Here is a 22,778-nt window from a genome sequence, read left to right on the forward strand (position 1 = left end):
TGCGCTGCGGCGGGTGCGCGGAGGGGGCGGTCGCGCCGGTGCGTACGGGCGCCCCGGGCACCGTTCCCGCCGAGGGCCGGCCCCCGCCCCCCCCCCCCCCCCCCCCCCCCCCCCCCCCCCCCCCCCGCCCCCCCCCCCCCCCCCCCCCCCCCCCCCCCGCCCCCCCCCCGGGGGGGGGGGCCGCGGCGCGTTCTGCCCGCCTGCCCTCAGAACACCGCGCGCGCCACGGCGGCCCCGGCGAAGGAGAGCCCCACCCCGGCGGCGACGGTGAGCAGGAGGTAGCCCGCCGCCAGGCCCAGCCGGCGGGCCGAGCCGAGGTGGAGGAGTTCGTACGAGAACGTCGACCACGTCGACAGGGCCCCGCAGAAACCGGTGGCCAGCAGCAGGTTCAGCCGGGCGCCCAGATCGCCGCCGGCCGCCGCCTCCGCGACGAAGCCGAGGATCAGCGCCGCGCCCGCGTTGGCCGCGAAGGTGCCCCAGGGGAAGGCGCTGTGCAGGCGGAACTTCGCGTCCACGCCGAGCAGGTAGCGCACCGGCGCCCCCACCAGGCCACCGGCCAGTACGAGCAGCCAGTCGGTCATGACGCCTCGCCCCGCTCACCGTAGGACCGGCCGAAGGTGAAGTGCGCCGCGAACGCTCCCGCCGTCACGGCCGCCAGTGCTGCGGCCACGGTCAGCACCAGGCATCCCACCGCGTAGCCGGGCTGATGGTTCTCGAACAGTTGCCGCACGTCGTCCGTGTAGTGCGAGAACGACGTGAAGCCGCCGAGCACCCCGGTGCCGAGCAGCGGACTGATCAGTCGGGGAGCCCCGGGGAAGCGCAGCTTCAGGGTGACCATCAGGACTCCCATCAGGAAACAGCCCACCGCGTTGACCAGCAGGATCGTCCAGGGAAAGGAGAACGTCCCGGTCGGCCACAGACGCTCGGCCGCGTACCGCGCGGCGGCCCCCGCCGCACCGCCGACCGCGACGGCGGCCACGACCGGGAGCTGCGCGCCGGGGTGGTGATCCGGGTGGCTGTGGCGGTGCAACCGCATCTTCCGGGACATGCCGTGAAGGTACGGGCCGCCGGGCGACGCCGAGGGCCCGGTGCCCGGCGTGCCCCGGCGGTGCACCCGAGCGGCCTACCGGGAACGCCCCCCGCGAGAAAAGCGCGGCCTTCTGTGACTCCATGGCATATGACGGACTTCCCCGGTCGTCCGCCCTGCCCGAAGCGCACCCGCCGACGAGCCGCTGGAGCACGCCGTGTCCCTCGCCGAGCCGGATCACGTCCGGCGGCTGGAGAGCCGCCAGCCGTCCGCGTACCTGCTGGCATCCCTGCGAGGTGTCGGCCAGGTCGACTTCCAGGCGAGCCTGTTCACCGGGGCCGCGATCCTCGCGGGGCTGTGGGTGGCGGGCTGGGAGACCGGCCTCTTCGCCACGCTGGGGACGCTGATCGCCACGGCCGTCGCCTACGCGCTGGCCGTGGACCGGGGGAGCATCGCGCTCGGCATGCAGGGGTTCGCGGGCTGCCTCACCGGCATCGCCCTGGTCTCGACCCTCGGCAACCACCCGGCCACCTATGTGCTGACCGTCGTGGGCGCCGCCTTGTGCGTCGTCCTCATGGCGGCCCTGGCCACCCTCCTCGCCCCGTACCGCCTCAGCCCCATGACCGCGCCGTTCTGCCTGGTCTCCGGCGTGATGGTGGTGGGCGCCCCCTCCTTCGACCGCGTCTGGCACGGCGCCCCGGCCGCCGTCTCCAGCACGACGAGCGGGGACACCGGGATCACCTGGAACGACCTGTGGCACGCCTTCTTCAACAACGTCTCGCAGGTCTTCCTGGTCGAGAGCTGGTACGTCGGACTGATCATGCTCGCCGGGCTCGCCCTGGCCGGCCCGCGCGTCGTCCTCTGGGCCGCCGCCGGCAGCGTGACCGGGATCGTCGCCGCCTGGCTGCTCGGCGCGCCGACGGCGCTGATCGCCAACGGCATCTACGGATACAACGCGGTGCTCGTCGCCATCGGCCTCGGGGCCGTCTTCCTGGCCCCCACGGTCTGGAACGGGCTCTACACGCTGCTCGGCGCGGCGGTCAGCACGGGCCTCACCGCGACCCTGACCTCCTTCTTCAAACCGTTCGGCGGCCACACCTTCACCTGGCCGTTCATCCTCACCACCTGGACGCTGCTGGTCGCCGTGGAGCTGCTGCCGCGCCTGCGCCGCAGCGACTGACGAGGCCCCGGGCCCCCGCCCCCGTACCCCCTCCGAGGAAGGTATCCACGATGAACCTCGCCCCCCGCGAGATCGACAAACTGCTCGTCTACGTCGTTGCCGACCTGGCCCGCAAGCGCCAGGGCCGCGGCCTCAAGCTCAACTACAGCGAGTCGGTCGCGCTGATCACCGAGGCGATCCTGGAAGCGGCCCGCGACGGCAAGAGCGTCGCGGACTGCATGGAGCTGGGCCGCCATGTGGTGGGCGAGGACGACACCATGCCCGGTGTACGGGAGATGCTCGGCCTGCTCCAGGTCGAGGCGTCCTTCGTGGACGGCACCAAACTGGTCTCCTGCCACGACCCCATCGGCGGCTGACCGTGGCGGGGAACGGGGCCGTCATCGCCGTCTGCGGCCACGAAGCCGCCTACGGCCGGGCGCTGGAGGGACTGCTCGGCCCGGACGTGAGCATCGTCCCCAACGGCCGCGCGCTCTTCCGGACCGTCGCCGCGCACCTGCGCCGGGGCGAGCCCGTCGTGGTCGTCCCGATGACGCTGGGCCGCGACCCCGGACTCGTCGCGGACACCGCGCGCACCCTGCGCGCCGTCCCCGCCGGCGGGCCCGCGCCCGCGGCCGTGCTGCTCGCCGAGCCCTTCGGCACCGCCCAGCACCTCGTCGCCTGGCTGCGGGCGGCGGCCGGCCGGGCACCCGACGACGCCGCGCTCCTGGTCACCGCCCCCTGCGGCGACCCGTTCGAGGACGCCGAGCTCCACCGCGTGGCCGCCCTCGTACGCCGCTACGGGCGCCACGCCCTGGTCGAGGTCGCCTTCGAGGACGGCGACCCGGACCCGGCCGAGGGCGTCCGGCGCTGCGGGCTGCTGGGCGCGGAGCGCGTGGCGTTGCTGCCCGCGTCGTTCACGGCGGCCGGCCCGGTCGGCGCGGGGCCGGTGCCGGTGACGGACGCCGGCCCCCTCGTGCCGGCCCCCGCGCTGCGGCGGGTGCTGGACGAGCGCGTGGCCGACGCGCGCCGGCGCCTGCGCGACCACGGCGACGACGGCGTCACCGCCGGGCTCGCCGCCGCCGACCACCACGGCCACGCCCACACCCACCCGGCGGGCGAGGGCCACGGCCACGCGCACGTCCATCCCCACGAGCACGGTCCCGGGGGCGTGCACCGGCATCACCACCACCCGTCCGCCGCCGAAGCGGACCGAGGCATCAGGAGCATCGCATGACGTTCCGTCAGCAGTACTTGTACGGAGACGGCCCGATCGAACTGAACGCGGGCCGCCGCACGCTCAAGGTCACCGTGAGCAACACGGGCGACCGGGCCGTGCAGATCGGCTCGCACTACCACTTCTTCGAGGTCAACTCGGCGCTCGCCTTCGACCGCGAGGCGACCCTCGGCATGCACCTCAACATCGCCGCCGGCACCTCCGTACGGTTCGAGCCCGGCGGAACGCGCGAGGTCGAGCTCTGCGCGTACGCCGGAACCGGCCGGCTCACCGGCTTCAGCGGGCTGCTCAACGGCAGCCTCTCCTCCCACCCCGCCCGCGTCGAGGCCGTCCGCCGGGCCATCGAACGCGGCTTCCGGGGGGCCGAGACCGCCGAGCCCGCCACGGCGGACGAGTCCTCGAAGGCGAACAAGCCCGCCAAGCCCGCCAAGTCCGCCAAGGACAAGAAGAAGGGTTCGCGCTGATGCCCATCCTGCCCCGCAAGCAGTACACCGACATGTTCGGGCCGACGGTCGGTGACCGCTTCCACCTCGCCGACACCAACCTCGTCGTCGAGGTCGAGAAGGACTACAGCGAGGGTCTGTACGGCGACGAGGTCGTCTACGGAGGCGGCAAGACCATGCGCGACGGCATGGCCGCCGACCCGCAGGCCACCGCCGCCCAGGGCGCGCTCGACACCGTCATCACCAACGTGGTGGTCATCGACCCCATGGTGGGCGTCGTCAAGTGCGACATCGGCATCAAGGACGGCTTCATCGTCGGCATCGGCAAGTCCGGCAATCCGCAGACGCAGAACAACGTCGACCCGGACCTGGTCGTCGGGCCCGGCACCGAGGCCATCGCGGGTGAGCACCTGATCGCCACCGCCGGCGCCATCGACACCCATGTGCACCTCATCGCCCCGCAGCAGGCCGAACAGGCGCTGACCAACGGCATCACCACGCTCATCGGCGGCGGCACCGGCCCCACGGACGGCTCCAACGGGACGACCTGCACGCCGGGTCCCTACAACATCGGCAAGCTGCTCCAGGCGGCCGAGGCGTTCCCCGTCAACCTCGGCATCATGGCGAAGGGCAACGGCAGCCTGCCCGAGGCGCTCAACGAGCAGATCGCCGCGGGCGCCTGCGGTCTCAAGGTGCACGAGGACTGGGGCGCGACCCCGGCCGTCATCGACAACGCGCTGACCGTCGCCGACACCCACGACGTCCAGGTGTCGATCCACACCGACAGCCTCAACGAGAGCGGATTCTTCGAGGACACCCGCTCCGCCATCGACGGCCGTGCCATCCACACCTTCCACAGCGAGGGCGCGGGCGGCGGCCACGCCCCCGACATCCTGCGCGTCACCGGTGAACCGAACGTCCTGCCGTCCTCCACCAACCCGACGCTGCCGTACACCAGGAACTCGGTGGACGAACTCCTCGACATGGTCATGGTCTGCCACCACCTGAGCCGTGACATCCCCGAGGACGTGTCGTTCGCCGACAGCCGGGTGAGGGCCGAGACCATCGCCGCCGAGTCGGTGCTGCACGACCTCGGCGTGATCAGCATGTTCTCCTCGGACTCCCAGGCCATGGGCCGCATCGGCGAGTCCGTCACCCGGGCCTTCCAGACCGCGCACCACTGCAAGGACAAGCTCGGCGTCCTGGAGGGCGACTCGGAGCGCAACGACAACCAGCGGGTGCTGCGCTACCTCGCCAAGGTCACCATCAACCCCGCCATCGCCTCCGGGATCTCCGACTACGTCGGCTCGATCGAGAAGGGCAAGCTCGCCGACATCGTGCTGTGGCCCATCCACTCCTTCGCCGCCAAGCCGAAGATGATCATCAAGGGCGGCATCGTCTCCTGGGCGCAGATGGGCGACCCCAACGCCTCCCTGCCGACCCCGCAGCCGGTGACCTACCGGCCGATGTTCGGGCAGTACGGCAAGGCGCTCCCGGCCACCCACGCCACCTTCATGTCGCAGGCGGGCATCGCCGCCGGGGTGCCGGCCGAACTCGGCCTGGAACGGCAGGTCCTCCCGGTGCGCCGCACCCGCACCATCGGCAAGCACAACATGATCCGCAACGACGCCCTGCCCGACGTCCAGGTCGACCCGGAGACGTTCAAGGTCACGCTCAACGGCAAGGTCGCCACCATCGACCCGGCCGAGACGCTGCCCCTGAACCACCTCTACTTCCTGGTCTAGGCCGATGTACCGGAAGGAGGGCGACATCGCGGGCGACCCCGGCCCGGCGGGGACCTCGGCGGCCACCGGCCTCGGACCGCTGCTGGTCAGCCTCCAGCTGACCGACTCGGCGTTCCCGAGCGGCTTCTACACCCTCTCGCACAGCCTGGAGGGCTACGTCCAGGCGGGCGCCGTGGACGCCGGCAGCCTGCCGCCGCTGCTGGCGGACCTGCTGCTGCACGGAGTCGGGCCGGCCGACGCCACCGCGCTCGCCCTCGCCCACCGGGCGACCGCGGCGGGCGACCCGGACGCCGTGGTCCGGATCGACGAGCACCTGTACGCCACGAAGCTGGGCCGGGAGATGCGCCAGGCCGCCACCCGGACCGGGCGCCAGCTCCTGGACCTGGGCCACGAGGTCTTCGGCCGCCCCGAGATCGGCGACTACTACGGCCGGGTCGTGCGCCGCGAGGCCCCGGGCACCCAGGCGGTGGCCGCCGGGGTCGTCTACGCGGCGACCGGCGTCCCGGTCCGCCAGGCGGTCGCCGCCGACCTGTTCGCGTTCTGCGTCAGCTTCGCGGGTGCCGCCCTGCGGCTGAGGCTGACCGACCACCGTACGGCGCAGACCCTGCTCGCGGGCGCCGCACCCGTCATCGAGACCGCCGTCGACGCGGCACTGCGCGGTGAGCTGGACGACGTCGGCGCCACGGTCTTCGCCTCGGACGTCATGTCGGGCCGTCACGAACGCGCCGAAGCCCGGCTCTTCGCCAGCTGAACACCCACCACGACACCCCTAGGAGCACCATGGACGACAACGTACTCAGGGTCGGCATCGGCGGACCCGTCGGTTCCGGGAAGACCGCGCTCATCGAGGCGCTGGTCCCGGTCCTGATCGCGCGCGGCCACCGCCCCGCCGTCATCACCAACGACATCTACACCCAGGAGGACGCCCAGCACGTCCGCCGCACCCTGGCCGGAGTCCTCGAACCCGAGCGCGTCGTCGGCGTCGAGACGGGTGCCTGCCCGCACACCGCCGTACGCGACGACCCGACGATGAACCTCGCGGCGGGCGCCGAGATGCTGGAGCGCTTCCCGGACACCGACACCCTCCTGTACGAGTCCGGCGGCGACAACCTCACCCTGACGTTCAGCCCGGCCCTGGTGGACCTCTTCCTCTTCGTGCTCGACACCGCGGAGGGCGAGAAGATGCCCCGCAAGCGCGGCCCCGGCATCACCGACTCCGACCTGCTGGTCATCAACAAGATCGACATCGCGCGGTACGTGCGTACGGACATCGGCGTCATGGAGTCGGACGCCCACCGGGTGCGGGGCGACCGCCCCGTCGTCCTCACCGACTGCCTGACCGGCGTGGGCGTGGACGAGATCGCCGGTTACCTCGAATCACGCCGCAAGGTGCTGATCTGACATGCCGCTCGCCCCGCAACGGCCGGAGGACCGGCTCACCGAGGAGTACTACACACCCGTCCGCGTCCCCCCGGGCGTGGCGGCGCTGGCCTCCGTCCCGGACACCCTGGCGCCCGGCTCCCCGGCCAAGGTCGGCATCCTCGACCTCTCCTTCGCCGTGCGGGGCGGGCGCACCGAACTCGTCGGGCGCTACCAGAAGACCCCGCTCCAGATCATGCGCCCGCTGTGGATCGACCCCGCGCGGTCCGGCATGGCGTACGTCTACCTCATGGCGACCGGCGGCGGCATCGCCCAGGCCGACCGCTACCGGATGGACTTCCACTGCGGCCCCGACACCGAGGTCCACCTGACGACCCAGGCCGCGACCAAGATCTTCCGGATGGAACACGACTACGCGAGCCAGCGCGTCCACCTCACCGCCGAGACCGGCAGCTACGTCGAATACCTCCCCGACCCGCTCATCCCGTTCCGGGACGCCCGGTTCTACCAGCGCACCGAGGTCACCGTCGCGCCCGGCGCCACCGTTGTCGCCGGCGACACCCTCACCGCCGGCCGGCTCGCCCGGGGCGAGCGCCACGCGTACCGGATGCTCGCCACCGACCTCCGGGTGAGCAGGCCCGACGGCACCCTCCTCGCCATCGACACCCTGCGTCTGGCGCCCGGGCAGCCGGGAACCGGAGTCCTCGGGCCCGGGGTGTTCGCCGGCCGCGACCACGTCGCCTCGCTCTTCGCGGTGACCGACCGCGTTCCCGCCGCCGAGCTCGCCGACACCCTGCACGAGGCGCTGGCCGGGCTCGGCGTCCTGTACGGGGTGAGCGTGCTGCCCCGGGACTGCGGGGCGTGGGTGCGGCTGCTCGACGACAGCCCGGTCCGGGTCGCCGAGGCGCACCGGGCCGCCTGGCACGCCGCACGCCGGCTGCTCACCGGCCACCCGCCGCCCGACCTGCGCAAGCCGTAGCGATTCCCGCCCGCACACCCCTACCCGAGGTACCGCCGATGATCACCGCTCCCGCGCCCATGCCGGCCGCGTACGACTCCGGGGACACCGCCTGGCTGCTCGCCGCCACCGCCATGGTCCTGCTCATGACCCCCGGCCTCGCGTTCTTCTACGGCGGCATGGTGCGCACCCGGCACGTGCTCATGATGATCAAGATGAGCTTCGCCGCGCTGGCCTTCGGCACCCTCGTCTGGTGGGTCCTCGGGTACACCCTGGCGTTCGGGCCGGACGTCGGGGGCGCCGGGCTCATCGGGAACCTCGACCACGTGTTCATGAAGGGCATCGAGCTCAACACGCTGAGCGGGGCCATCCCCACGTACATCTACAGCACCTTCCAGATGGGCTTCGCCGTCATCACCGTCGCGCTGATCAGCGGCTCCATCGCCGACCGCGCCACGATGCGGGGCTGGCTCGTCTTCGTCGTGCTCTGGCTGCTGATCGTCTACATCCCCATCGCCCACTGGGTGTTCGACAAGGACGGCTGGATCGTGCGGCACCTCGGCGCCCTCGACTTCGCCGGCGGGCTGCCGGTGGAGCTGAACTCCGGGGTCGCCGGACTCGCCGTCGCCCTCGTGCTGCGCGCTCCCCGTGACTTCGCCCGCCGCGAGGAACGCCCCAACAACATCCCGCTCGTGGTCGTCGGCGTCGGGCTGCTGTGGTTCGGCTGGTTCGGCTTCAACTCCGGCTCCGCGCTGACCGACCAGGGCACGGCCGCGGCCGCCTTCATCAACACGCAGCTCGGCGCGGCGGGCGCCATGGTCACCTGGCCACTGGTCGAGAAGTGGCGCACGGGCCGGGTGACCACCATGGGCGTCGTCTCCTCCGCCGTCGCCGGCATGGTCGCCATCACCCCGGCCTGCGGCGAGATCAACACGCTGGGCGCGGTGATCACGGGTCTGGTGGTCGGGGCGGTGAGCGCGTACGCGATCACCCTCAAGTTCCGCTTCGGCGTGGACGACACGCTCGACGTCGTCGGGGTGCACGGGGTCGGCGGCCTCATCGGCCTGATCATGGTCGGCCTCTTCGCCACCGCCCGCGTCAGCGGCAAGGAGGGCCTGTTCTACGGTGGCGGCTGGAGCCTCCTCGGCAGACAGCTCGTCGCGATCGTGTCCGTGATCGCGTTCTCGTTCATCCTCACCTGGCTCATCGCCAAGGCGGTCGACCTGACCGTGGGCTTCCGGGCGAAGGAGGAGTACGCGAACGTGCCCGGCGAGGAGGCCGAGCGGGCGTACGACTTCCAGACCGCCGAGCGCCTGGGCGCGCTGGTCTCCGGGCGGCGGGTGGCGAGCGACGACGAACTGGTCCAGCAGATCAGCCGGCTGCTGCGCGCCCGCGAGAGCGGGAAGTAACCGCTAGGCCCTGGTCGGACGAAGGAAATCGCGTACGAAGGTGCGGTGCCACCAGCACCCGGTGGCCCGCAGCTCGCGCCAGGTCGTGAAGCGGTAGCGGAAGACCCTGGCCCGCACCTGCGCGGGCGGGGCGTCCGGGAACGGGTTGTGGCGCAGCAGCCGCAGCGTGTCCCGGTCGTTCTCCAGCAGCCGCTCCACGAACGGCCCGAACCAGGCCCGTGCGTACGCGGGGGAGAGCGCCGCGAACCACATCATCCAGTCGAGCCGCAGATGGTACGGGGCGAACTGGCGCGGCACCCGCCGCGGATCACCCGGCTTGCCCCGGAAGCCGTACTCCTTCCACACCGTGCCGGGACGCACCACCGCGTCCTCGGTGCCCTCGACCACCACCTCCAGGCGGACCCGGCTGATGCTGCCGAACGCGCCGTACGTGTTGACCAGGTGCAGCGGGTCGAAGGACCGGTTCATCACCTGGCGGCGGGAGACCAGATTGCGGGCCGGGCGGTAGCTGAGCACGAGGACCAGAGCGGTGACGGCGACGACCAGCACCGCGTACCAGACGGGCGCGCCCCGCTGGGCGGGCGGCTCGGTCACCGGCGACCAGTCGATGGCCGGCAGGGCGAGCGTGATGGTCAGCCAGTTGAGCCAGGCGAAGTTCCCCGAGAGCACCAGCCACAACTGCGTGACGACCATCAGCCCGGCCGCCGCGCCCGCCACCGGCTGCGGGGTGAACAGCAGGATTGGAACGAGCAGCTGGGTCACATGGTTGGCCGCCACCTCGACCCGGTGCACGGGGCGCGGGAGGCGGTGGAAGAACCAGCTCAGCGGACCCGGCATCGGCTGCGTCTCGTGGTGGAAGTCCAGACACGTCAGGTTCCGCCAGCAGGCGTCGCCGCGCCACTTGATGAGCCCGGCGCCGAACTCCAGCCGGAACAGCACCCACCGCAGCAGCCAGAGCACCAGCACGGGCGGAGCCGTGCCGGCGTTCCCCAGGAAGACGGCCAGGAAACCGGTCTCCAGCAGCAGCGATTCCCAGCCGAATCCGTACCAGACACCGCCCACCTGCACGATCGACAGATACAGCAGCCACGGCAGCGCCCACAACGCCATCGCGGCCCCCAACGGCACCTGGTTGTCCGCCCCGGCGATCAGCGCGAGGGAGACGGCGCACCCGGTCCAGGCGACCACGGCGAAGAAACGGTCGGAGCAGTGGAGCCGGAAGAGCCCCGGGGCGGTGCGCCAGGACGTACGCCGCAGCGCTTCGGTCGCGGGCAGCATGCCGCGCTCCCCGATCAGCGCCCGGAACTGGAGCGCCGCGGTGAGGAAGGCGGCGAGGTAGATGACGGCGAGGGCCTTCTGGAAGACCAGCCGGCCCAGCCAGTACCCGTCGGCGGTGAACCACTCCATCGCTCCCAGTATGGCCCGGCGCCCCCGGGCTCACCCGCTTCGCGCCTCGCGCCGCTCGCGCTCCTCCGCGACGATCCGGCGCAGCGTACGGCCCAGCCGGCGCGCGTACCACCGCTGGAGCGCCGGCACCAGCGGACCGCCGAGCCGCGAGTACCAGCGGGCGGGCCGGCTGAACGCCATCACCGTGAACGAGACCGTGCCGTCGTCGGCGAGTTCGGCCACGAAGCACTCCTCGCCGCGCTCGGGGTGGCCGGTCTCCGTCCCGTAGCCGAACCCGATCCGGGCGGGCCCGTACTCGGCCCAGACGACCCGGCAGGGGACGGCGAGCCGCAGGGGCCCGGCCTGCGCCACCACCCGGACGGCCGTCCCCGTGTCGGCGCGGCGGGCGGAGCTCCGCACGCGTGCCCCCGACCCGCGATGCACACGGAACTCGGTGATCGCCGCACCGGCCGCCTCGAAGTCGGCGCGTCCGCGCCCGACCGCGGTGCGGTGGTGCAGGTGGTGGTAGCCGTCGGGGAGCGGGCCGAGACGGGTGGCTCCCACTTCCGGATAGCTGAGACCGCTCACAGGGCGCTTCCTTCGTCGTGGAGGTGCGGGTGCCGCCAGGCCCGGACGACGATCGGCCCGACAAGGACCGGCATACCCCCCCCCCCGGATTGAACGTGTTCAAACCATCGGCACCGCAGACTCTACGGGGTCACTTGAACGCGTTCAAGAAGGCATCGGCGAGCGTGTCCGCGGAGGCGGTTGGCTTGCGGGGGCCGGGGAACTGCGGCAGACATGAGGGGAGCGACCGGGAGACCGGTGACCAGGCAGGAGACCCGCCCGTGCCCTCACGCATACGACTGCGCCGCACCGTGCCCGCCCTGCTCTGCGCCGGCTTCGTCCTCGTCGCGGGTTGCGCCCGGGACACCTCCGGGAGCGGCGGCCCCGCCACCGCGACGGCCGGCGCGGCGGACGTCCTCCTCCAGCCCGCGACCGACCCCGGGGCCGCCCCCTTCACCGCCTCCACCGCGAGCGGCCCCGCCCTGCCGCCGGACACCGCGCGGACCCGGGCGCCCCGCTCCCCGGCGGCACCCGGGCGGGCGCTCAGGCGCACCGGGTCGACGCCCGGCCTGTACGCCGGAACACGCGCCGTCCCCTCCTGCGACGTCGAGGCGCAGATCCGGATGCTCGCCGTGGAGGCGGCGCGGGAAGAGGCGTTCGCGCGCACCGTGTCCGTCGCCCGCGACGAACTCGACGGCTTCCTGCGCGGACTGACGCCCGTGGTGCTGCGCGCCGACACCCTGGTCACCGGGCACGGCTTCCGGGACGGCTCCGTCACCGCGTACCAGTCCGTATTGCAGGCCGGCACCGCGGTCCTGGTCGACGCACGGGGGCTGCCCCGGGTCCGCTGCGTCTGCGGCAACCCGCTGGACCCGCCGGCCGGCCCGGGCGACGCGTCGGCCGGAACGGGGAGGCGGTGGGAGGGGTTCGACCCGGCGCGGACCGTCGTGGTCGAGCCCGCCGCGCGGCCCGTGACGGAGCTGGTGATCGCCGACCTGGCGCACCACAGCTGGATCGCCCGGCCGGCCGGCGACGAGGGCACCGGCGACCGCGTTCCCGAGGAGCCGCCGCCCTACACGCCCGACACCGACATCACCGGCCCGCTCCCCGACGTACCGCCGCCCGGCACCAAGCGGCCGAAGCCCCCGACGGAGCCCACGCCGTCCCGGCCCCCGGAGGACTGCCCGACGCCCGACGTACCCGCACCGCAGACGCCCACACCGCCCGGTGAGCCGGCGGCGGCCCGCGACGTACCCGCCCGGGAGCCCGGCGAAACACGCTGCCCGACGCCCTCCGGGGAGCCCACGGACAAGCCCTCCGCGGTGCCGTCGATCCCGGACCGGCAGCCCGGGTCCGACGAGCCGCCGACGTCCATCCGGCTGCTCCGGGGGGCCGGCGACGGCCCGGCGGCGCGGTGGTGAGGGGCGCTGACGGGCTGAGAGGCTGAGCGGGCTGAGGGGTTCACTCCTCGGTGGGCAGCCAGTTGCCGTGGAGGCCCAGGGGGACGCGGACCGGGATGCGGACCCGGGCCACCGGGCCCGACGAGGGGTCCTCGGACGGGAGGACGAGCAGCCAGCTGGTCCCGTCGGTGCGGTCGGTGGCGTACGTCATCCAGTAGCCGCCGTCGCCCGGCCCGGTGCCGGGGACGGGCGCGAAGACCGGCTCGCCCACCGACAGGTCCCCGGCCCGCCACGCCACGTGCGGGCCGGCGGGGTCGTTGCCGTCGTACCAGCGCAGTGTGTCGTACTCGCCCGGCAGCAGGTCCGCGCCGCCCGAGTCCGAGGCCACGGCCAGCTGGTGGTGGCGTCTGCCGATCAGCCGGTCGTCGGTGCGGGGGAGCTCCATCCGGACGTCGTCCAGCACGGTCCGGCGCATCGTGCCCGCGACGGGATCGATGACCGCCCGCACCAGACCCGCGCGGTTGGGCCCCGCGCCCCCGGCGGGCGCACCGAGCGACAGCCGGGTCCACTGCACGTAGTCCAGCACCACGTCACCGCCACCGGGCTCGGTGTCGTACGCGTTGACCGTGTGCCACAGCCAGAAGGCGTCGTCCGACGCCCAGCGCACCGGGCCGCCGTCGCGCGGGATCAGCGCGAGGCGGGTGCCGCGGTCGGGACGCCAGTCGAGCATCGAACCGCCGTGCACGGCCGCCGCGATGTCGAAGAACACCGGTGCCAGCACGATCACCAGGAAGCGAGGGGTGATCGCCATGTCGTGGATCATCATCGGCTCGTCGACCCCGTCCACCGGGGTGGGCCCCCTGAGCACGTCGCCCAGGGGGCCGATCGCGGACCAGGTGAGGCAGGGCGGCTCCAGGCCGTAACAGAAGACCAGCATCTCGCCCGTGGCCGGGTCGGTCTTCGGGTGCGCGGTGATGCCCGCCGGCAGCGCGCCGCCGAACGTCTCCTTGCCCACGGCCGCCAGGTCGGGCGTCATCAGGAACGGGCAGTCGGACTCGGCGAGCGCCAGCAGCCGTCCCGCGTGGCGCACCACGTTGATGTCGGGCATGTCGCGGAAGGTGCCGGCCAGCTCCGGCCCGACGTCCGGTTCCCGGGGCAGGACCATCGACTCGATGCCGCCCCACAGGGCCCGCCCGGCCCGCTCCTCGGCGACCACGGCGGGTGTCCGGACGAACCGGTTGCGGTAGCGGGCCCGGCCGCCGGAGATCCACACGCCGTGCAGCATGCCGTCGCCGTCGATCGGGTAGAGGTACGAACCGATGGGCGTGAAGCGGGGGTTGGGGCCGTTGCGCAGGAACACCCCGTCCAGTTCACCGGGCAGTGTGCCCGTCACCTCGAGGTCCGCTTCGTCGACCTCTTCCGTCACTGGGGCGAAGCGTCCCGAGAGGTGGACGACCCTGCTCGGGTCGAAGGCGTGTGCGGCATGTGCGGCCATGGCGGCCTCCCTTGCCGGGGCGTGGACGCGCCCCCCGGATGCGGGCCGGGCTGACTCTTCATTCAAGCCCCGGCCCGGGACCGTCGCAACGCGGATCGTGGAGCGCGGCGGACCGTTCCCAGGACCCCCTGGAAGGCGCGGCGGACCGCGCCTTGCGGACGGGTCGCGACGGCCCCGCACACCTTCCCCCGATGGGTGTGCGGGGCCGTCCCGGTGGTGTCAGCTGCCGGCCTCGGAGGCGTCCAGCATCGCCTCGCGCTCCACGACCTTGACGCGCTCGCGGTCCTGTTCGGCCCCGAGAGCGCGCTCGTGGGCGTCGAGGCGGTACCAGCCCTCGCGGGTGGTGTAGCGGATGCCGCGCTCCTCCAGGAAGGCGGTGACGGCTTCCGGCTCGGGCCGCTCCGGGGCGGAGAGCCGGCCGGCGGCGTGGTCCTCCAGGAGGCAGGCGACCGTCTCGTTGGCGTCGCCCTTGGTGTGACCGATCAGGCCGACGGGGCCGCGCTTGATCCAGCCGGTGACGTACACCGATTCCATCGGCTCGCCGCCTTCGAGGACCCGGCCCGCGGCGTGCGGGACCGTGCCGGACGCGACGTCGAACGGCAGCTTCGGCAGCTCGCGCGAGTAGTAGCCGACCGCCCGGTAGACGCTCTGGACGTCCCAGTCGTGGAAGGTCCCGGTGCCGCGCACATTGCCGGTGCCGTCCAGCTCCGTGCGCTCGGTGCGCAGACCGGTGACCCGGCCGTCCTCGCCGAGGATCTCCACCGGGGACTCGAAGAAGTGGAGGAAGAGCTTGTGCGGCCGGTCGCCGACGTCGCGGATCGCCCAGTTCTCCAGCGTGGAGGCGACCATGTTGGCCTGCTTGTTCCCGCGCCGGGTCTCGATCGAACCCGCGTCGTAGTCGATGTCCTCGGGGTTGACGATGACCTCGATGTTGGGCGAGTGGTCCAGCTCGCGCAGCTCCATCGGGCTGAACTTCGCCTGGGCCGGGCCGCGCCGACCGAAGACGTGCACCTCCAGCGCCTTGTTCGCCTTGAGCCCGTCGTAGACGTTGGCGGGGATCTCCGTCGGCAGCAGCTCGTCGGCGGTCTTCGCGAGGATGCGGGCCACGTCGAGGGCCACGTTCCCGACGCCGAGCACGGCGACCTTCTCGGCCTCCAGCGGCCAGGTGCGCGGGACGTCCGGGTGGCCGTCGTACCAGGAGACGAAGTCGGCGGCACCGTAGGAGCCGTCCAGGTCGTGGCCCGGGATGTCGAGCGCGCGGTCCGCGTCGGCGCCGGTCGAGAAGATCACCGCGTCGTAGAACGTGCGCAGCTCGTCGAGGTCCAGGTCGTTCGGATAGTCGACGTTGCCGAACAGGCGCAGCTGCGGCTTGTCCAGCACCTGGTGCAGCGCCTGCACGATGCCCTTGATGCGCGGGTGGTCGGGCGCCACGCCGTAGCGGATCAGGCCGAAGGGGGCGGGCATCCGCTCGAAGAGGTCGATGGAGACGCCCGGGTCGGCGGCCGCGTCGGACTTGAGCAGCGCGTCCGCCGCGTAGATGCCGGCGGGACCGGCTCCGACGATGGCGACGCGGACGGGGCGTGTCATGGCGAGCTGTTCCTTCGAACGGATGAGCAGAACCGGGGCCGGTTGGTAAGGCAAGGCTTAGTCGACCCCGCCGCACACGTTAGCCCCTGCTCGGACGCGCTTTCGGGGCGGGGCGGCACTACTGGGCGGTATTCGGCCCTCCGTCCCGCGCCGGTGCGCCGGAATTCCTTGTGATCCGGCCCTCCGGCCCGCTCCGCGGGTGTGTCCTATCGCACGTTCACCAAATGGACGGTTCAGTCGAAGAATCGGACAAATGGTGGCAGAGTGACGCACATGGATGATCGGGCAGCGGGTGCCCTGTCACTCCCGGACGACTGGCCCGCCCACCCGGATCTCAGTCTCGCCCTGAACCGAATGGGCAGCTTCGACTGGGATCTCGACAGCGGCCTCATGCACTTGGACCGGCCGGCCCTCGACGTGTTCGATCTGAGGGCCGACGAATACGACAACCGGCCCCAGACCCTCGGGCTGCGTGTGCCGCCCGACGAGGGCGTCCGGCTGGACGCCGTGGTCTCGGAGACGCTGAAGAGCGGCCGAAGCACCTACGGGGCCTACTTCCGCCTCCAGTCGCGCGACGGCACCCTGCGCTGGGCGCACACCCAGGGCTTCGTGCGCCGCGACGACGGCGGCCGCCCCCGCCGGATCATCGGCATCGTCAGGGACGCCGGCCCGGAGCTCGCCGAGTCCGCCGCCCGCCGCGAGCTGGACGAGGAGCTGCGCCGCCGCACCAGCCTGGTCGACGCCACCACGGCGGCGCTGGCGCACGCCCGTACCGTCAAGGACGTCATCGAGGTCCTGAAGAACTCCGAGGGCCTGGCCCTGCTCGGCGCCACCAGCCTGGTCATGGGGCTCATCGAGGCCGGGCGCATCCACCTGGTGGCCGACGGGCCCGAGGGGTCGTTCGTGCCCGGCACCCGGTACACCCGGACGGACGAGCAGTATCCGATGAGCGAGGTCGTGCGCACCCTCGGCCCCCGCTTCATCGAGTCGGCCGAGGACTTCGCCGCCTCCTACCCCGTGCTGTGGCCGCACATCAGCCACCTCGGGATCACCTCCGCCGCCTACCTCCCGCTGATCGCCCAGGCCCGCCCCATCGGCGCGCTCGGCCTCCTCTACAGCGGCAAGGGCGGCTTCACCGCCGACGAGCGGAACCTGCTGCTGGCCCTCGGCAGCTCCATCGCCCAGAGCCTCCAGCGGGCCATGCTCTACGAACAGGAGCACGACCTCGCCGAAGGGCTCCAGCAGGCCATGCTCCCGCGCCGGATTCCCGACGTGCCGGGCGCCCGGATCGCCGTGCGCTACCGCTCGGCCCGGCTGGGCCGGGACATCGGCGGCGACTGGTACGACGTCATCCCGCTGCCCGGCGGCCGGGTCGGCGCCGTCATCGGGGACGTACAGGGCCACGACACCCACGCGGCCGCCGTGATGGGCCAGCTCCGCATCGTGCTGCGGGCGTACGCCGCCGAGGGGCACAGCCCCGCCACGGTCATGGCACGGGCCTCCGTCTTCCTGCACGAACTCGACACCGACCGCTTCGCGACCTGCACCTACGCGGAGGCGGACCTGACCACCGGCGTGGTCCAGCTGGTCCGCGCCGGACACGTCGACCCGCTCGTGCGCGACGCCGACGGCGGCTGCCGCAGGGTGCCCTCCGAGGGCGGACTGCCGCTCGGCCTCTCCGCCGAGTTCGGCCGGCTCGAATACCCGGTCGGCACGGTCGAGCTGGACCCCGGCCAGACCATGGTGCTGTTCACCGACGGCCTGGTGGAGCTCCCGGGCGCCGATCTGGACGAGGGCACCCAGCGGCTCACCGCCCTCGTCACCGACGGCCCGCAGGACCTCGACCAGCTCGCCGACCGCCTCTGCGCCTCCGTGGACGAGCGCGGCGGCGAGGACGACGTGGCCCTGCTGCTCCTGAGCCGCAAGGCCGCGCAGGCCCCGCAGCCGGGCGGCCGGCTCCAGCAGCACGTCGCCCAGAACGACCCCGAGGCACTCAGCTCCGCCCGCCACATGATCCGCGCGGCGGTCCGGGCCTGGGGCGCGGGCGACCGCGCCGACGAGGTCGAGCTGGCCGCCGACGAGCTGGTCACCAACGCCCTGATGCACACCGACGGCGGAGCCATCGTCACGATCCGGGTCCTCGCCGGTCCCGAGCGACGGCTCCGGATCGACGTCGAGGACCGGTCGAGCGCCCTGCCGCGCCGCAGGGACGCCGGTGAGGCCGGGGTCTCCGGGCGCGGTCTGCTGCTGGTCGACCAACTCGCGGACGGCTGGGGCGTCGAGTCCCGGGGCACCGGCAAGTGCGTCTGGAGCGAGTTCGTCGTTCCGCCACGCGACTGACCCGCCGCCCGCCCTTCGTCCGGACGGCCGAGAAGTGACGCGCAACGAGAGCGTAACTGAACGTAACGTGTCCGTACTTGACCGTGACGGACCGCCGGAGATTGACTGCGACCCGGTCGGTCTCCCGTCTTCGACGACATGAGGACCCGTTGGGCACTGAGCTACTGGCACCCCTCGATCTCGCCTTCTGGCACCTCGAGTCCGCTGCCCATCCCATGCACCTCGGTGCGCTCGCCGTCTTCGCGCCGCCCCCCGGCTCCGGCCCCGCCCCCGACGCGCTCCTCGGCCTCCTCGGCGCCCGTGCCGCCGCGATGCCCCGGCTGCGCATGCGGGTACGCGACGTGCTGCTCCCCGTCGGCGGCGCGGCCTGGTCCGCCGACCCGGAGTTCGACGTGCACCACCACGTCCGGCGCGTCCGGCTGCCCGCCGAGGAGACGGCACCCGGCGGCGCGGGCTTCATGACGGCCGCGACCCGGCTCGCCGGCGAGCTGATGGAGCGGCCGCTGCGCCGGGGCCTGCCGCCCTGGGAGATGTACCTCGTCGACGGACCGGACGGCGGCCCGTTCGCGGTGCTCGTCAAGCTCCACCACGCCCTCGCCGACGGGATGCGCGCGGTCGCCATCGGGGCCGGGATCTTCGACCAGATCGCCTCCGGGCCCGCCCGCCCCCTCCACCCCTCCGCCCGGCCGCGCCCGGTGCCGCCCCGGTCCTGGATGCCGGGCCCGCGCCAGGTCGCCGGGCTCGCCCTCGGCCGCATCGAGGACCTGGGCCGCGCCTTCGGGGTCGGCGCCTCCCTGGTCCGGGCCGGCCGCCTCGACCCGCGCGGGGCGCCGGTGCTCCGGGCCGGCTCCAGCGGGACCCGGCGGCTCGCCACGGCCGACCTCGACCTCGACGCCGTGCGGCGCGTCCGCCGCGTGACCGGGGGGACCGGGAACGACGTCCTGCTCGCCGTCGTGGCGGGCGCGCTGCGGCGCTGGATGCTGGAGCGCGGCGAGACCCCGCCGCGCGACGACCCGCGCGCCCTCGTCCCGGTCTCCCGGCGCCGCCCGGGCGGCGCGGCCGTGGCGACCGGCAACCGGCTCTCCGCCTATCTCCTGGACCTCCCCGTCTCGGAGCCGGACCCCCGCGAGCGGCTGCGCGCGGTGCGCGAGGCGATGGACCGCAACAAGGCGGCGGGCCCGCTGCGGGGCGCCGGGGCGGTCGCCGTGCTGGCCGATCAGCTGCCTTCGCTGGCCCACCGGTTCGGCGCCCCGCTCGCCGGGAACGCGGCCCGGATGCTCTTCGACGTGCTGGTCACCAGCGTGCCCCTGCCGCGCTCCCGGCTCTCGCTGGCCGGCTGCCCGCTGAGCGCCCTGTACCCGATGGCGCCGCTGGCCCGGGGGCAGTCGATGGCCGTCGCGCTGACGACCTACGGCTCGCGCGTGCACGTCGGAATCGTGGGCGACGGCAAGGCACTGCCCGGCCTCGACGGGCTGGCGCGGTGCGCCGACGAGGAACTGGCCGCGCTCCTCGCGGAAGTGGCCGACGGATAGATCGGACAGGTCCAGGCCTGGTCGCCGTGGCCGGTCGTCGCGTGGGTGTTGACGCACTCGAGTGATCCGATGAATATTCGCTGGTGGCAGCGATCATCGAGGAGGACGGCGACAGGATGCGGCGCAACAGGCTGGGCGGCAGCGCGGTCGGGATCACCGAACTCTCCTTCGGCGCCGCCGCCATCGGCAACCTCTTCAGCGAAGTGGAACCGGAACAGGCGGCGGCCACCGTCGACGCCGCCTGGGACGCGGGCATACGTCACTTCGACACCGCACCGCACTACGGCCTCGGCCTCTCCGAACGCCGCCTCGGGGAGGCCCTGCGCCGCCGCCCCCGTGACGCGTACACGCTCTCCACCAAGGTCGGCCGCGTCCTCGACCCGCTGCCCGCTTCGGAGACCGCCGCGTCCCAGGGGCTCTCCGAGGGCTTCGCCGTACGCGCCACGCACCGCCGCCGCTGGGACTTCAGCGCGGCCGGCGTCCGCCGCAGCATCGAGGACAGCCTCGACCGGCTCGGCCTCGACCGCGTCGACGTCGCCTACCTCCACGACCCCGACGACCACGCGGAGCCCGCCTTCCGCGAGGCGTACCCGGAACTGGAGAAGCTGCGCGCCGAAGGGGTCGTCGGGGCGATCGGCGCCGGCATGAACCAGACCGCGATGCTCACCCGCTTCGTCCGCGACACCGACGTCGACGTCGTCCTGTGCGCCGGCCGGTTCACGCTCCTCGACCAGTCGGCCCTCACCGACCTGCTGCCGGCCGCCGCCGCACGCGGCCGGAGCGTCGTCGTCGGCGGCGTCTTCAACTCCGGCCTCCTCGCCGACCCGCGCCCCGGCGCCACCTACGACTACGCCACCGCCCCCGCCGGCCTCCTGGACCGCGCCCTGCGGCTGAGGGGCGTCATCGAGGCCCACGGCGTACCGCTGCGCGCCGCCGCGCTGCGGTACCCGCTCACCCACCCGGCCGTCGCCGGGGTGCTCGTCGGCACCCGCTCCCCGGACGAGGTGCGCGACGCCGCCGTACAGCTGGACCGGGACATCCCCGACGCCCTCTGGGACGACCTGCGCGACCAGGGCCTGCTCCCCGGGATCGGACACTGACATGCGCTTCGCCCCGCACACCGGGCTCCGCGCCGGCCGCGTCACGGAGCACGAGGCCGCGCACCACGAGGTCCCGCCGGAGCCGACCCGGGCGGCCGGAGCCGGCTCCCGGACGATCCGGCGCGGCGGCACCGGCCCGGCGGGCCCGGACGGACGGCCTCCTCGCCGTGGCCCACGACCACTTCGCCGGGGGCGCCGAAGCCGGGCTGCCGGCCGTCCGGGAGCTGTGAGGTGACCGCCCGGCCCCGCGTCGTGGACGCCCACCACCATGTGTGGGACCTCGCGGTACGCGACCAGGACTGGATCACCGGCGAGGCGCTGGCCCCCCTGCGCCGCGACTTCACCCTCGCCGACCTGGAGCCCGAGGCCCGCGCGGCCGGGGTGAGCGCCACCGTGCTCGTCCAGACCGTCACCGCGGCCGGGGAGACGCCCGAGTTCCTGGCGCTCGCCGACGGCAGCGAGCTGGTCGCCGGGGTCGTCGGCTGGACCGACCTCACCGCCCCGGACATCGCCGACACCCTGGCCGCCCTGCGCGCACTCCCCGGAGGCGACCGGCTCGTCGGGCTGCGCCACCAGGTCCAGGGCGAACCGGACCCCGAGTGGCTGCTGCGGCCCGACGTGCTGCGCGGTCTGGCCGCCGTCGCGGACGCCGGGCTCGTCTACGACCTGGTGGTCCTCCCGCACCAGCTGCCCGCCGCGACCCGGGCCGCCGCCGCGCTCCCGGGCCTCGTCCTCGTACTCGACCACGCCGGGAAGCCGCCGGTCGCCACCGGGCGCACCCGGCCCTGGGCCGACGATCTGCGGGCCCTCGCCGCCCTCCCCAACACCATCTGCAAGCTCTCCGGGCTGGTCACCGAAGCGGACTGGCACGCCTGGACCCCGGACGACCTGCGCCCGTACGCGGAGACCGTCATCGACGCCTTCGGGCCCGGGCGGCTCATGTTCGGCTCCGACTGGCCGGTGTGCCGCCTGGCCGCCACGTACACCGAGGTCCTGGACACCGCCCGGGCCCTGATCCAGGACCTGAGCGACGATGAACGGGCCGCCGTCCTCGCCACCACCGCCGAACGCGTGTACGGCCTTCGGTAGGCGTCGCGGGCACGGCTGCGGCAGGCTGGGACCATGCCCGAACTGCCGGAAGTCGAAGCCCTGCGGCTCTTTCTCGACGACCACCTCGTCGGCAAGGAGATCGACCGCGTCCTACCCGTCGCCATCAGCGTCCTCAAGACGTACGACCCGCCGCTCACCGCCCTGCACGGCGCCGCGGTCACCGATGTGCGGCGGCACGGCAAGTTCCTCGACATCGGCGTCGGCCCCCTCCACCTGGTCACCCACCTCGCCCGGGCCGGCTGGCTCCGCTGGAACGACGCGTTTCCCGCCGCCCCGCCCCGCCCCGGCAAGGGGCCCCTCGCGCTGCGCACCGTCCTCACCGGCGGCGACGGCTTCGACCTGACCGAGGCCGGCACCACCAAACGCCTCGCCGTCCACCTCGTGCACGACCCGGCCGAGGTCCCCGGGGTCGCCCGCCTCGGGCCCGACCCGCTCGGCCCGGGATTCGACCGGGACGCGTTCGCCGCGCTGCTCGACGGGGAACGCCGCCAGATCAAGGGCGCCCTGCGCGACCAGTCGCTCATCGCCGGCATCGGCAACGCGTACAGCGACGAGATCCTGCACGTCGCGAAGATGTCGCCGTTCAAGCTCACCGCGAACCTCACCGACGACGAGGTCACCCGCCTCCACGAAGCCCTGCGCACCACCCTGCGGGACGCCGTCGCCCGGTCCGGCGGCGTGGAGGCGGGACGCCTCAAGGCGGAGAAGAAGAGCGCGATGCGCGTCCACGGACGCACCGGGCAGGCGTGCCCGGTCTGCGGGGACACCATCCGCGAGGTCTCCTTCAGCGACTCCTCGCTCCAGTACTGCCCGACCTGCCAGACCGGCGGCAAACCGCTCGCGGACCGCCGCCTGTCCCGGCTGCTCAAGTAGGGACACCCCTCGGGGCACGCCCTACACTCCGGC

At 73.5% G+C, this 22,778-nt stretch carries 21 protein-coding genes; 15 read left to right on the plus strand and 6 right to left on the minus strand.

What is annotated here, in order from left to right:
- Window positions 1-206: 206 nt before the first annotated feature.
- Entirely contained in the window at window positions 207-581 is a 375-nt protein-coding gene (locus tag FKN01_RS20440) for a CrcB family protein (protein WP_143622679.1), read from the minus strand.
- Window positions 578-1,048 carry a CrcB family protein gene (locus tag FKN01_RS20445; RefSeq protein WP_143622681.1) on the minus strand — a complete coding sequence of 157 codons (471 nt, stop codon included), beginning with the start codon at window positions 1,046-1,048 and terminating at the stop codon, window positions 578-580. Before FKN01_RS20445 ends, FKN01_RS20440 begins: the two co-directional genes overlap by 4 nt.
- Window positions 1,049-1,244: 196 nt before the next feature.
- Between FKN01_RS20445 and FKN01_RS20450 the strand changes: the two genes are divergently transcribed.
- The 9 genes from FKN01_RS20450 to FKN01_RS20490 are packed head-to-tail and all read left to right on the plus strand — an operon-like array spanning window position 1,245 to window position 9,355.
- Window positions 1,245-2,207 carry an urea transporter gene (locus tag FKN01_RS20450; protein ID WP_143622683.1) on the plus strand — a complete coding sequence of 321 codons (963 nt, stop codon included), beginning with the start codon at window positions 1,245-1,247 and terminating at the stop codon, window positions 2,205-2,207.
- Window positions 2,208-2,257: 50 nt separating this feature from the next.
- Window positions 2,258-2,563 (plus strand): urease subunit gamma, encoded by a 306-nt coding sequence (locus FKN01_RS20455; RefSeq protein ID WP_143622685.1) that lies wholly within the window; start codon window positions 2,258-2,260, stop codon window positions 2,561-2,563.
- Between the two features lie 2 nt (window positions 2,564-2,565).
- The gene (locus FKN01_RS20460; RefSeq protein WP_143622687.1) at window positions 2,566-3,420 is read left to right on the plus strand and encodes a sirohydrochlorin chelatase; all 855 of its coding nucleotides are present in this window, start codon (window positions 2,566-2,568) and stop codon (window positions 3,418-3,420) included.
- The gene (locus FKN01_RS20465; RefSeq protein WP_143622689.1) at window positions 3,417-3,884 is read left to right on the plus strand and encodes an urease subunit beta; all 468 of its coding nucleotides are present in this window, start codon (window positions 3,417-3,419) and stop codon (window positions 3,882-3,884) included. The genes FKN01_RS20460 and FKN01_RS20465 overlap by 4 nt, the downstream gene beginning before the upstream one ends.
- Complete coding sequence (gene ureC, locus FKN01_RS20470; RefSeq protein ID WP_143622691.1) at window positions 3,884-5,608, plus strand: urease subunit alpha; 1,725 nt, start codon at window positions 3,884-3,886, stop codon at window positions 5,606-5,608. The genes FKN01_RS20465 and ureC overlap by 1 nt, the downstream gene beginning before the upstream one ends.
- A 4-nt stretch (window positions 5,609-5,612) precedes the next feature.
- Window positions 5,613-6,359, plus strand: coding sequence for an urease accessory protein UreF (locus tag FKN01_RS20475; protein ID WP_143622693.1), 747 nt, complete (start codon window positions 5,613-5,615; stop codon window positions 6,357-6,359).
- 29 nt (window positions 6,360-6,388) lie between these two features.
- The gene (gene ureG / locus FKN01_RS20480) at window positions 6,389-7,009 is read left to right on the plus strand and encodes an urease accessory protein UreG (RefSeq protein ID WP_143622695.1); all 621 of its coding nucleotides are present in this window, start codon (window positions 6,389-6,391) and stop codon (window positions 7,007-7,009) included.
- Between the two features lies 1 nt (window position 7,010).
- Entirely contained in the window at window positions 7,011-7,967 is a 957-nt protein-coding gene (locus FKN01_RS20485) for an urease accessory protein UreD (protein WP_143622697.1), read from the plus strand.
- A gap of 38 nt (window positions 7,968-8,005) precedes the next feature.
- Window positions 8,006-9,355: an ammonium transporter gene (locus tag FKN01_RS20490; RefSeq protein WP_143622699.1), complete on the plus strand. Its 1,350-nt coding sequence runs from the start codon at window positions 8,006-8,008 to the stop codon at window positions 9,353-9,355.
- A gap of 3 nt (window positions 9,356-9,358) precedes the next feature.
- On the opposite strand, the gene FKN01_RS20495 is transcribed toward FKN01_RS20490, so the two are convergent.
- Both FKN01_RS20495 and FKN01_RS20500 read right to left on the minus strand, forming a co-directional pair.
- Window positions 9,359-10,762, minus strand: a complete 1,404-nt coding sequence (locus FKN01_RS20495) for a lipase maturation factor family protein (protein WP_143622701.1) — start codon at window positions 10,760-10,762, stop codon at window positions 9,359-9,361.
- Window positions 10,763-10,792: 30 nt separating this feature from the next.
- Window positions 10,793-11,329: a DUF1990 family protein gene (locus FKN01_RS20500; RefSeq protein ID WP_143622703.1), complete on the minus strand. Its 537-nt coding sequence runs from the start codon at window positions 11,327-11,329 to the stop codon at window positions 10,793-10,795.
- 260 nt (window positions 11,330-11,589) lie between these two features.
- Here FKN01_RS20500 and FKN01_RS20505 point away from each other — a divergent pair, with 260 nt between their 5' ends.
- On the plus strand, window positions 11,590-12,729 hold the full coding sequence (locus FKN01_RS20505) for a DUF6777 domain-containing protein (RefSeq protein WP_260696956.1): 1,140 nt from the start codon (window positions 11,590-11,592) through the stop codon (window positions 12,727-12,729).
- Between the two features lie 40 nt (window positions 12,730-12,769).
- Here the strand turns inward: FKN01_RS20505 and FKN01_RS20510 are convergent, their stop codons facing one another.
- Both FKN01_RS20510 and FKN01_RS20515 read right to left on the minus strand, forming a co-directional pair.
- Window positions 12,770-14,203: a carotenoid oxygenase family protein gene (locus FKN01_RS20510; RefSeq protein WP_143622705.1), complete on the minus strand. Its 1,434-nt coding sequence runs from the start codon at window positions 14,201-14,203 to the stop codon at window positions 12,770-12,772.
- A gap of 219 nt (window positions 14,204-14,422) precedes the next feature.
- Window positions 14,423-15,790: an FAD-dependent oxidoreductase gene (locus tag FKN01_RS20515; protein WP_143622707.1), complete on the minus strand. Its 1,368-nt coding sequence runs from the start codon at window positions 15,788-15,790 to the stop codon at window positions 14,423-14,425.
- A gap of 273 nt (window positions 15,791-16,063) precedes the next feature.
- Here FKN01_RS20515 and FKN01_RS20520 point away from each other — a divergent pair, with 273 nt between their 5' ends.
- From FKN01_RS20520 to FKN01_RS20545, 5 genes are all read left to right on the plus strand, one after another.
- A complete protein-coding gene (locus tag FKN01_RS20520; protein ID WP_185992921.1) occupies window positions 16,064-18,130 on the plus strand; it encodes a SpoIIE family protein phosphatase in 2,067 nt (688 codons plus the stop codon).
- 149 nt (window positions 18,131-18,279) lie between these two features.
- Window positions 18,280-19,662: a wax ester/triacylglycerol synthase family O-acyltransferase gene (locus tag FKN01_RS20525; protein WP_143622709.1), complete on the plus strand. Its 1,383-nt coding sequence runs from the start codon at window positions 18,280-18,282 to the stop codon at window positions 19,660-19,662.
- A 116-nt stretch (window positions 19,663-19,778) separates the two neighbouring features.
- Window positions 19,779-20,762 (plus strand): aldo/keto reductase, encoded by a 984-nt coding sequence (locus tag FKN01_RS20530; RefSeq protein WP_143622835.1) that lies wholly within the window; start codon window positions 19,779-19,781, stop codon window positions 20,760-20,762.
- A gap of 231 nt (window positions 20,763-20,993) precedes the next feature.
- Window positions 20,994-21,851, plus strand: a complete 858-nt coding sequence (locus FKN01_RS20540) for an amidohydrolase (RefSeq protein WP_143622711.1) — start codon at window positions 20,994-20,996, stop codon at window positions 21,849-21,851.
- Between the two features lie 33 nt (window positions 21,852-21,884).
- Entirely contained in the window at window positions 21,885-22,745 is an 861-nt protein-coding gene (locus FKN01_RS20545) for an Fpg/Nei family DNA glycosylase (protein ID WP_143622713.1), read from the plus strand.
- Window positions 22,746-22,778 lie beyond the last annotated feature (33 nt).

Source organism: Streptomyces sp. 130, assembly GCF_007096885.1.
In the GTDB taxonomy this organism is placed as follows: domain Bacteria; phylum Actinomycetota; class Actinomycetes; order Streptomycetales; family Streptomycetaceae; genus Streptomyces.